Here is a 9,220-nt window from a genome sequence, read left to right as displayed (position 1 = left end):
CGACCACTGCCCATGCGCGATTTCACAGTGGCAAGAATCTCGTCCTCGCGCAAAATCGCAAAGCTGCTGCTTTGTGCGCCGTTGCCCTGCCGGTTTGCCAAATTGTTTGCTGGGCGCGTGTCCGGCTGAGTCACCCCTTTGAGTGCCTCACGACCCATCACCAAGCCCCAGGCAGCACTCATCAGCCCTGCCCCAAACATCAACGACAGAAGAACGAACGTCATGACTACAGTTGAGTTGAGTTTCATGGTGTAGGGATCGTGGGCGAGTCGCGTGGATACGGTGCGATGGCACCAATTCTAGCCCCAGAATCTGAGATTCTGCTGTCAAAATTACGAAGATTTTCGAACTCTCCATTCCCCGTTGCCCACTCTCTGCTCCCAGCCCGGAATCGGGCTACAATAAGGGCGTCAGCCAGGGTTGGCCGAGCGGTTTAGGCAGCGAACTCATAATTCGCCCCAGGCAGGTTCGACCCCTGCACCCTGGACTTTAAAACGCAATAAAGCGATTCGCTGCCAGCGAATCGCTTTACGAGTATTCGTGGCGATCGCTCACCACCGTTTCGCAGCTCCGCTCTACCACAGTGCCGGAATCGGACCTCTAGGCTGCGATAACGTCGAAGGCGGCGTGGGCGTAAAGATTGGTGGCACAGATGGAGGTGGAACGCTGGCGGTCGAAGGCGGTGCAGTCCGGAGTGATTCAGTGAAGGGACTGGGCAAATCAACCGTGCGAATTAGAGGACCACTATTGAACTGATTGGCAAGCAGTTCCCGGTAAAGCGTGTTGATGGCATTTCCGTCACGAGCAATTTCGTTTTCAGGAAACGAGTTGCGAATGATAATGCCAGGACCAAACAGAATACTGATCTGGCGTGGGACGGATCGATTTTGATAGAAGTCGCGCCCGTTCGAGAAAAAGGCGTCTTCGACTTGATTCGGAATACTTCCTCGCTGCGTCGGTGCGGGAACTGTAAACACCGTTTGAGCCATTACCGTCGATGCTGCGATCGGTGAAAGCAGCGCAATTCCTAGCGCGACGATCGCCGACTTGTAGCGAATTTCCATATAACACTCCCCGAATTTTTAATCAGTCGTTGTCAGATTTAGATCAGGTTTAGAACTAAGATCAGGTTGGCGGAATTCAGAAAACAGATTCAGAATTAACCGTCTCTGCTCTGCGGCTTTGCCGCCCTTAGCGCACCGAGCTTGCCCTAGCACATTGAGCGAATTCAAATGATGAATCAGCTCATTTATCCTGCCCCAATTGTACTGATTTGCTGCAAGGTATGACTGAAATTTTTCGATCGCCGAATGAGGTTTCTATCTCGATCGCCACAGTTGATTTGGCAACGCTGCGTCAGCACCTTTTGGATCTATTCTGTCAGGCAGCCTATCGAGAAGGCGACTTTTTACTGACATCGGGTCAGCGATCTTCCTATTACATCAACGGTAAACAAGTAACGCTGCATCCACAAGGTGCACTAGCGGTCGGTCGAATCGTTCTGTCGCAGTTGCCTGCTGATACGGACGCTGTAGCTGGGCTGACGCTAGGCGCCGATCCGATCGTCACAGCGGTTAGCGTGGTGGCGGCGTATGAGGGGCGATCGCTGCCCGCGCTCATTATCCGCAAAGAACCCAAAGGACACGGCACCCGCGCCTACATCGAAGGACTGGACTTACCCGCAGGCAGCCGCATTACGGTGCTCGAAGATGTCGTCACAACAGGACAATCCGCGCTCAAAGCCGCAGAACGACTGCAACAGGCAGGCTACCAGGTGAATGGCGTGATTGCGCTGGTGGACCGTCAGCAGGGCGGTACAGAGTGTTATCAGCAGGCAGGGCTGCCGTTTCAACCGCTGTTTCAGATTACGGAGATTCAGCAGCGCTGGGCAGAGCTGCACGCCAGCAAAACTGAAGTCGAGCAGCACAAATAGTCGATCGCTAATCGCCGTTGGCGATCGAAACATTCTAATCTAGTGATCCTTACTGACTTAACGTAGTCTTTACTCTCTACCGTTACGGTAAATCTTGAAGCCTTGCTGAGTCCTCGATCCATGAAGCTAGTCCGGTACCTGTTGCCCTTCCTGGTTTTACCGCTTGCCGCCTGCGAGAAAACGCTGGAAACCGATCGCGTTGCCCAAGCCATCCAGCAAGATATCATCAAGCAGGGCGGCGTCTCGCTTAAATCTGTCAGCTGTCCTAAGGGCGTCAAGCCCGAAGCCGAGGTTACCTTCGAGTGCACTGGCGAAATGGACAACGGCTACACGTTCACGATTCCCGTGAAGCAGCAGGATGCTCAGGGAAGCATTACCTGGGATGTGCCTCACGCGAAGGGACTGCTGAATCTGGTGAAGTTTGAGAATTTGGTGCAGGAAGTCGTGCAGGGCGAGATTGGCGTGCGTCCGCTGATTCGCTGCGGGGATGGATACAAAGCCGTAAAGCCAGGGCAGACCTTTGAGTGCCAGATGGAGCGTCCACCGGAGCCCAAAGGCAAGAAGCCTGCAGCAGGCATTCGAGCGTCCAAGACGCCAGTCCCAGCCGTAGTAGCAAACACGGCAGGCAAGCCCACCAAGCCCGACAAAATTGTGGTGTCGATCGACACCGAGAGCAATATCGCCTGGGAGCGCGTTATACCTGGAGTTGCGAAGCCCGCATCAGCAACCGCCCCGCAATCTGGACAAACAACAGCGGCTGCACAGCCCACCGCAAACACTCCAGCCTCAATCCCAGCGGCTGCGACTGCCCAACCTGCCAGCAGTGCCGCTCAACCTGCTATAGACCCCGCACTTAACCCGCCTGCTGAAGACTAAGCGTTGGCTGTGCTTGCTTTGCGGCGGTAGCCCTCAGCGCCCACTCCCTGAGTATTTCGCGTCAGACTGCTCGTACCATGTGTGCAGCGCCGATCGATGCACCTCCCGCCACGGTAAATTCTGCTGGCGAGCAATCTGGGCACAGTCTTCGTATTCCGGTTGGACGTTCGTTGGTTGGTCGCTGTGCGGTTGCCATGCCACTTTCACCCGCACGGCACCGTAGGGCGTTGCGATCGTCTGGATCTCCCGATGCAGTGTTGATCGCTGCTGGAGCGATCGACGAATCCCCAGCGTCGTTGTTTCCCGAAACAGCACTGCCTCACACGCTGCTGCCTCGTCTGGACGGCAAACCACCGACAGCAGCGTTCCCGGACGGCACTTCTTCATGCCGATCGCCTGCGTAAACACATCCAGTGCCCCCGCTGCAAACAGCGCCTCAAATACGTACCCGATCGCCTGCGGACTCACATCGTCAATCTGCGTTTCCAACAGCGAGATCGTCTCCTTCCCTCCGTCCTCGCTCCTGGCTTTCTCGCGGCTGACTTCCTTACGCTCGGTTTCTCCAATCCACAGCCGCAAAATATTCGGCAGTGGTAGCTCCAGTGTCCCTGCTCCCAGCCCCACACGGTGCAGCGTCATGGTCGGGGGTGGACCAAACTGCTCCGCCAAAGCGGTGACGATCGCGGCGCCGGTTGGCGTCACCAGTTCTCGCTCAATGCCGTTGCTGTAGATCGGCACCTGACGCAGTTCCCACAGCTTGAGCACTGCCGGAGCCGGAACTGGCAACCGCCCATGAGCTGCCCGAATCGTGCCGCCGCCCGTCGGTAGCGCCGAGCAGTAAATCGCTTCAATGTCTAACCAGTCCAGCCCTAAGCAGGTGCCAACAATATCGACGATCGCGTCTGTTGCTCCGACTTCGTGAAAGTGAACTTGCTCCGGTGGAATCCCGTGAACGGCTCCCTCGGCGTCTGCCAGCTTGCGCAACACCGCTAAGCTCCACTGCTCAGCGCGGGCAGGCAACTTGGCAGATCGAATCATCTGCTCGATCTCCGGCAGGTGACGCAGGCGCGGATGGGAATGTCCGTCTGCAGCAGCACCGTGAGCAGCGCTATGAGCGTGACTGTGGGAATGGTGGTCTGATCTCGCTGATGAATTTGTAGCAGAATGGGAATGGCTGTGATCCTCAACAGACGCGATCGCTTGAGTCGGCGACTTCGATTCGTGCGTTAAGTCAACATGCAGCTTTGTTGCCCGCTGTCCATTGCGGTGAACCGATTCTGCCCTTAGCTGAACCTCTTCGGCAATCCCTAGCTTGCTGAGTGCTTCGATCAAATAGTCCAGCGGCATCCCAGCATCCACGATCGCGCCTAGACACATATCGCCCGCAATTCCAGTCGGACATTCCACATAAGCGATTTTCATAGGGAGTAGAGAGTAGGGAGTGGGGAGTCGGGGCTACGATCTCCGCCTGTGTAAGTTCTGACCCGTTCTAATCTTGCCATTTCCCTCCATGTCAATGCTCTACACCCTCCATTCTGAAAATCCTCAAGCCCGCACCGTCGAGACGATCCGCGATGCGCTTCGCAATGGTGCCGTCATGCTGTATCCCACGGATACGGTGTACGCGATCGGGTGCGACCTCAATTCTAAAAGCGCGGTGCAGCGTGTGCGGCAGATCAAACAACTGGCGAACGATAAGCCGCTGACATTCCTGTGTCCGTCGCTGTCCGATATCGCCCAGTATGCGATCGTGACTGATGCCGCGTACCGAGTGATGCGGCGCTTGATTCCAGGTCCCTACACATTTCTGCTGCCGACAACGAAGCTAGTTCCCCGGCTAGTGATGCATCCCAAGCGGCGCACAACGGGTATCCGGGTACCCGATCATCCAGTTTCTTTGGCGCTGCTGAACGCATTGGGCAATCCGATCATCTCTACGTCCGCTCACCTGATTGATGAAGCTGGTGACGTGGTGCCTGATTCGATCGCGGATTCTCCGAACATTTCACGCTTTGATTTGTTTGACTGTCTGGAGAAGCGAGTAGACCTAATTATTGATACTGGAACCGAGCCGGGCTATCACGTTTCGACGATTCTCGACCTAACCGAGGAGGAACCAATCATTGTCCGCCGCGGTCTGGGATGGGAAGCAGCCGCATCGTGGGCGGCGGAAATGCGCTACTAATGGCTATGAGCCGTGAGTAATTCGTTTGGGTTGTTGACCCGTTCTGCGTTATTTGCTGTCCAACCTGGTAACTGTCCACTGGTTAAAACGGTGAGCAACGGGTGGCTCGCGGCTGCGATCGTCTAGCCTGTCTAGGTTTTAACCAATAGCGTTAAGTCCTCATTGCTGATGGCGATTTGGCGGATTCAGCGACTGGTGGAGAGTTCTATAGCCACCTGAGAAAGTGACCTAGCCTACTGGAGATTGACCGTAGCGACTCCCGCCCTTCGTGTAGCCAACTAAGACAGTTAGCGTGCGAAGGTTTGGGTGAGCCTCGCTGATTCAGACCGCTGCGCGAACCTGTTCTACCATTTTCGTTTGAGTGCACTGCCGAGCTATGAATAACGTTACGCCAGATGATTTTACTGCGATCGCCGCAGATCTATCGCCCTACTCTACTGACCCCGAACCCGTTGAACTGGATACGGAAACGTCATCTCCCGATCTGTTAGATCTTCCATCTCTGACTCAGCTTTTGGCACGAGAACTACGGTCCGAAATTAACCCTCCGGGGGGCAATGTAGAACCCTTAGCGGGTCGAATTGCAGCCGAGGTCGATCGCATTTGCCAAAAGAGCGGACGCATTCAAGCCTCAGATCAGGGACGGACCTGGCAGCTATCTCTAGCTCGGCATCGATTACAGAAGTGTCTTACGTATTACCAGCTTGGCTCTCGGCGTGGACGTACGGAACTGCACAGCACTTTGGGGTCGATGATTTACCGCCACATTGCTCCAAGCCGGATGCAGCTTGGCTTTCAAGCTCGTTACACGCTGATCGAGGATTTTCTGCAAGGCTTCTATACCGAGTCGCTCAAAGCCTTCCGCCGCGAAAACGAATTGCCCGACACCTACCAACCGCGCACGCGCCTAGAACTTGCCGAATACATGGCGTTCACCGAGCAGTACGCCAAGCGGCGCATTACGCTGCCGGGTGGACAAAGCCAGCAGCTAATTGTGCTGCGATCGCAGCGATTTGGACAGCGACAGCCATTGGAAGTTGCGATCGACATTGAGCAGGCGTTGGAGTCACCCAAAGGCGAAGACGCTGAGGCACACAACCGCAGCCCGATCGCCCAGCAGGTGCGCGAACAAATGGTTGCCCATGCCGTTGATTCATCAGAAGCCGTGCTGCGCGATCGTGTGGTTTCGGAACTGATTGGCTACCTAGAATCCCAAGGGCAAACCGACTGCGTCAACTACCTCACCCTAAAGCTGCAAGATTTGTCGGCACCTGAGATCGATGAGATCTTGGGACTCACGCCCCGCCAGCGCGACTATTTGCAGCAGCGCTTTAAGTACCACGTGGAGAAATTTACGCTGTCCCACAATTGGAAGCTGGTGCATCAATGGCTCGGTGCAGATCTCGATCAGAATTTGGGCTTGTCCGCGCAGGAGTGGCAGCGCTTTCTAGATAAACTGACGCCAGAGCAGCACCGCTTACTGGAACTGAAGCAGGCGCAGGCAACCGATGACGCGATCGTGCGGGAACTTAAATGCACTTCTAAGCAGCTACAAAAGCGCTGGGAAGCCTTACTAGACTTGGCGCGGCAGACTCGCAATCAAAATTAGGTCACTCGATCGTGTAGGTCTCTCGATCGTGCTGGACGCTAAGCGCTTGCCTAAAGATTAATCATGAGGGACATGTCGAGGTTAAACTGTCACTGGACTACGCTTTGATGCAAAGCCGTTGACTTAAATAACGCCTCTCCCGCATGACTTTATCCAGCATCAATTTAATTGATCCTGAAACTGGACAGCGTTTCCCTTCTGCCCCGGATTCAGCAGTTGTGCTGTCAAGTACTCAAGCAAAGTGGCGTCAAAATCTGACCCTTGAAGTGCAACGGTTGCTGCCGATGGAGCTGCCAGAGCACCAAATTGAAGGACATCGATTGATCATTAATTTGGGGGAGCCTGTTCGGTTTGGTTGGTGCGTGGACGGGCGATCGCACGAAAGGGTGTTGCCTGCGGGAGGGCTTTGTCTTCAGTCTGAGGGCGAAACCAATGCTCCTTTCTGGCGGGACGAGATGACGGTTGCCGCGATCTCAATTGCACCAGAATTTGTGATAACCCTGCTAGAAGACCGTGCCCCTACTGCCTTAGAAACGTTTGCTGAACGCCGGTGCGTACCGGATTCTCAGTCCTACATCTTTACAAGAGCACTGGCGTCTGAACTGGCAACACCGAGTGAGCCGCTCTACGCTGAAACTCTGACAATGGCATTTACGCTGCATTTACTAACTGCGCATAGCCAGAATCCGAAGAAACCGCTCATCCCCAAAGGGAAGCTTTCTGCTCTCCAACTCAAGACGATCGTGGAGCTAGCGCATGAGCAATTGGGTGATGACCTCGGCTTAGCGGAGATGGCTCGTGTAGTCGGGGTTTCACCGTTCCATTTTGCCCGGTTATTCAAAAACACGACGGGTTTTGCGCCGCATCAATTCGTCCTGCACCTGCGGCTGGAGCGAGCCAAGCGATTACTCGTAACCCATCAGCTTTCCCTTCCTGACGTGGCTCAAGCCGTTGGCTTCTTTGATCAAGCCCATTTCACCAACGCGTTTCGACGTGCCTTTGGCGTAACACCCAAAGCCTTTGCCAAGACCCTCAAAAATTAAGCAAGAATTTCCAATAATCATTCGGTGGGTTCCAGCGAAGATAAGGCTGTCGGCAGGCAGAAGCGCCCTTAACGCCGCCACTTCATCTAACCGAACTTTTTGGAGAAACCCATCATGTCTGCTAAAAAGATTGTCTTGAAAACGATTACCTTGGCTTCGTTTGGGGTTTTGGCGATCGCTTCCCTAGCCAGCGCTGAGTTTCGACCACAGGAAGCTAAAACCATGCCTACCTTGGAGCGCACTGCCAACGCTGCGAAAGAAGTCACGGTTCGCAAAGTTCAGTTCTTGAGCGGTGACGCCAGCGTCATTGGCAACCTTTATCTTCCAGCAGGGAATACCAAAGCTGCCCGTCCTGCCATTGTGGTGACGGGTCCGCAGTCTAGTGTGAAAGAACAGGTGCCTGCTGTCTATGCCCAAGAATTAGCGAAACAGGGGTTTGTGGCACTGACGTTTGATCACCGGACGTTTGGCGAGAGTGGAGGTGCGCCGCGTCAATTTGAGAATCCGGCAATGAAAGTAGACGATATCCGCAATGCAGTGACGTTCCTGCGATCGTTGCCTGATGTCAAGCACGATGCGATCGGGCTGTTAGGAATTTGCTCAGGGGGTGGATATTCTGCACGAGCGGCTGCGCTTGATCCGTCAATTAATGCGCTAGTAACGGTGGCAGGTTTCTACCACGATCCTGAAGTGATGCGCCAATGGCTCGGCAAGAACTATGAAGCGCGGTTGCAGATGGGCAGGGAAGCTCGGAGCAAATATGAGCAAACTGGACAGGTGGATTACATGAAAAACGTTGATCCTAAAGACCTTAATACTGCAATGCCCGGTCAGGAAGCCTATGACTACTACGGCACCGATCGCGGCGCTCAGCCGGGCTGGGTGAACCGATCAGCCGTCATGTTCTTCGAGCCATTCTTACAGTTCAACGCTATTGATTCTGGTCGTGACATTAAAGCTCCCGCGCTGGTAATTCACTCCGATACTGCCCTCGTACCTGATGGTGCACGTCGCTTCTTCCAAAGCATCCCCACCCAGCAGAAAAAACTGCATTGGATGACGACCACTAATCACATTGCCTTCTATGATCAGCCGCAGGTAGTTCAGGAAGCAACTGATAAGGCTGTCGAGTGGTTTCGCCAGACTCTCAAAGAGAAGCGCACAGCAAGCCGCTAAAAGCGCCAAGAATGGAACTAGACGACACCAACGTTCCTCAACCTATTAATTCTTGAAAATACAAGGGCTAGAAATGAGGGTGATCGAGCTTATCAGTTCAGTCGATCGCCCTCTTCAGCCTGTTGAGTGAATCGCCATCGCAAGTTTGAACGTACAGTGGACTGGTTCAGAGTTCATCTCGTTATGACTTCACTGTTAATGCGATCGGTGGTCCGCAGCGAAATTCGGGAATTTCTCCGCCTTGCCGTACCGCTAGCGAGCGCTCAAGTTGCTCAAGCGGCTACTGGATTTGTGGATACGGTGATGATGGGCTGGTTGGGACGCGAAACATTAGCCGCAGGCGGATTGGCATCCATTACCTTTTTTGCGCTGCTGGTTCCCATGACGGGCGTTGTGTC

The 9,220-nt window shown here is 54.4% G+C and carries 8 protein-coding genes, 1 tRNA gene and 2 pseudogenes; 8 read left to right on the top strand and 3 right to left on the bottom strand.

Going from position 1 to position 9,220, the window contains the following annotated elements; translation table 11 throughout:
* Positions 1 to 224, bottom strand: a pseudogene (locus H6F43_RS21095) (hypothetical protein); the annotation flags it as partial.
* A 190-nt stretch (positions 225 to 414) separates the two neighbouring features.
* On the opposite strand from H6F43_RS21095, the gene H6F43_RS21090 reads away from it, so the two are divergent.
* A tRNA-Ile gene (locus H6F43_RS21090) sits at positions 415 to 487 on the top strand.
* 88 nt (positions 488 to 575) lie between these two features.
* Here H6F43_RS21090 and H6F43_RS21085 read toward each other — a convergent pair.
* Positions 576 to 1,064, bottom strand: a complete 489-nt coding sequence (locus H6F43_RS21085) for a hypothetical protein (RefSeq protein ID WP_190345138.1) — start codon at positions 1,062 to 1,064, stop codon at positions 576 to 578.
* Between the two features lie 221 nt (positions 1,065 to 1,285).
* Between H6F43_RS21085 and pyrE the strand changes: the two genes are divergently transcribed.
* On the top strand, positions 1,286 to 1,933 hold the full coding sequence (gene pyrE, locus H6F43_RS21080) for an orotate phosphoribosyltransferase (RefSeq protein ID WP_190345137.1): 648 nt from the start codon (positions 1,286 to 1,288) through the stop codon (positions 1,931 to 1,933).
* A 120-nt stretch (positions 1,934 to 2,053) separates the two neighbouring features.
* Positions 2,054 to 2,809 (top strand): DUF4333 domain-containing protein, encoded by a 756-nt coding sequence (locus H6F43_RS21075; protein WP_190345136.1) that lies wholly within the window; start codon positions 2,054 to 2,056, stop codon positions 2,807 to 2,809.
* A 33-nt stretch (positions 2,810 to 2,842) separates the two neighbouring features.
* Here the strand turns inward: H6F43_RS21075 and larC are convergent, their stop codons facing one another.
* On the bottom strand, positions 2,843 to 4,231 hold the full coding sequence (gene larC, locus H6F43_RS21070; protein ID WP_190345135.1) for a nickel pincer cofactor biosynthesis protein LarC: 1,389 nt from the start codon (positions 4,229 to 4,231) through the stop codon (positions 2,843 to 2,845).
* A gap of 88 nt (positions 4,232 to 4,319) precedes the next feature.
* On the opposite strand from larC, the gene H6F43_RS21065 reads away from it, so the two are divergent.
* From H6F43_RS21065 to H6F43_RS21045, 5 genes and pseudogenes are all read left to right on the top strand, one after another.
* A complete protein-coding gene (locus tag H6F43_RS21065) occupies positions 4,320 to 4,994 on the top strand; it encodes an L-threonylcarbamoyladenylate synthase (RefSeq protein ID WP_190345134.1) in 675 nt (224 codons plus the stop codon).
* 376 nt (positions 4,995 to 5,370) lie between these two features.
* The gene (locus H6F43_RS21060; protein ID WP_190345133.1) at positions 5,371 to 6,603 is read left to right on the top strand and encodes a HetZ-related protein; all 1,233 of its coding nucleotides are present in this window, start codon (positions 5,371 to 5,373) and stop codon (positions 6,601 to 6,603) included.
* Positions 6,604 to 6,746: 143 nt separating this feature from the next.
* Positions 6,747 to 7,646 (top strand): AraC family transcriptional regulator, encoded by a 900-nt coding sequence (locus H6F43_RS21055; protein ID WP_190345132.1) that lies wholly within the window; start codon positions 6,747 to 6,749, stop codon positions 7,644 to 7,646.
* Between the two features lie 114 nt (positions 7,647 to 7,760).
* Positions 7,761 to 8,822, top strand: a complete 1,062-nt coding sequence (locus tag H6F43_RS21050) for an alpha/beta hydrolase (RefSeq protein WP_190345131.1) — start codon at positions 7,761 to 7,763, stop codon at positions 8,820 to 8,822.
* 183 nt (positions 8,823 to 9,005) lie between these two features.
* Positions 9,006 to 9,220: pseudogene (locus H6F43_RS21045) on the top strand (MATE family efflux transporter); the annotation flags it as partial.

It is taken from the genome of Leptolyngbya sp. FACHB-36 (genome assembly GCF_014695955.1).
GTDB lineage: Bacteria > Cyanobacteriota > Cyanobacteriia > Leptolyngbyales > Leptolyngbyaceae > FACHB-36.
The sequence above is the reverse complement of the archived record's forward strand: the minus strand, read 5'-3'. Positions and strand labels throughout refer to the sequence as shown.

Excerpts from the sequence above, each read along its gene's own strand:
- H6F43_RS21085 (WP_190345138.1), bottom strand. The coding sequence starts at position 1,064 with ATGGAAATTCGCTACAAGTCGGCGATCGTCGCGCTAGGAATTGCGCTG.
- pyrE (WP_190345137.1), top strand. The coding sequence starts at position 1,286 with ATGACTGAAATTTTTCGATCGCCGAATGAGGTTTCTATCTCGATCGCC.
- H6F43_RS21075 (WP_190345136.1), top strand. The coding sequence starts at position 2,054 with ATGAAGCTAGTCCGGTACCTGTTGCCCTTCCTGGTTTTACCGCTTGCC.
- larC (WP_190345135.1), bottom strand. The coding sequence starts at position 4,231 with ATGAAAATCGCTTATGTGGAATGTCCGACTGGAATTGCGGGCGATATG.
- H6F43_RS21065 (WP_190345134.1), top strand. The coding sequence starts at position 4,320 with ATGTCAATGCTCTACACCCTCCATTCTGAAAATCCTCAAGCCCGCACC.
- H6F43_RS21060 (WP_190345133.1), top strand. The coding sequence starts at position 5,371 with ATGAATAACGTTACGCCAGATGATTTTACTGCGATCGCCGCAGATCTA.
- H6F43_RS21055 (WP_190345132.1), top strand. The coding sequence starts at position 6,747 with ATGACTTTATCCAGCATCAATTTAATTGATCCTGAAACTGGACAGCGT.
- H6F43_RS21050 (WP_190345131.1), top strand. The coding sequence starts at position 7,761 with ATGTCTGCTAAAAAGATTGTCTTGAAAACGATTACCTTGGCTTCGTTT.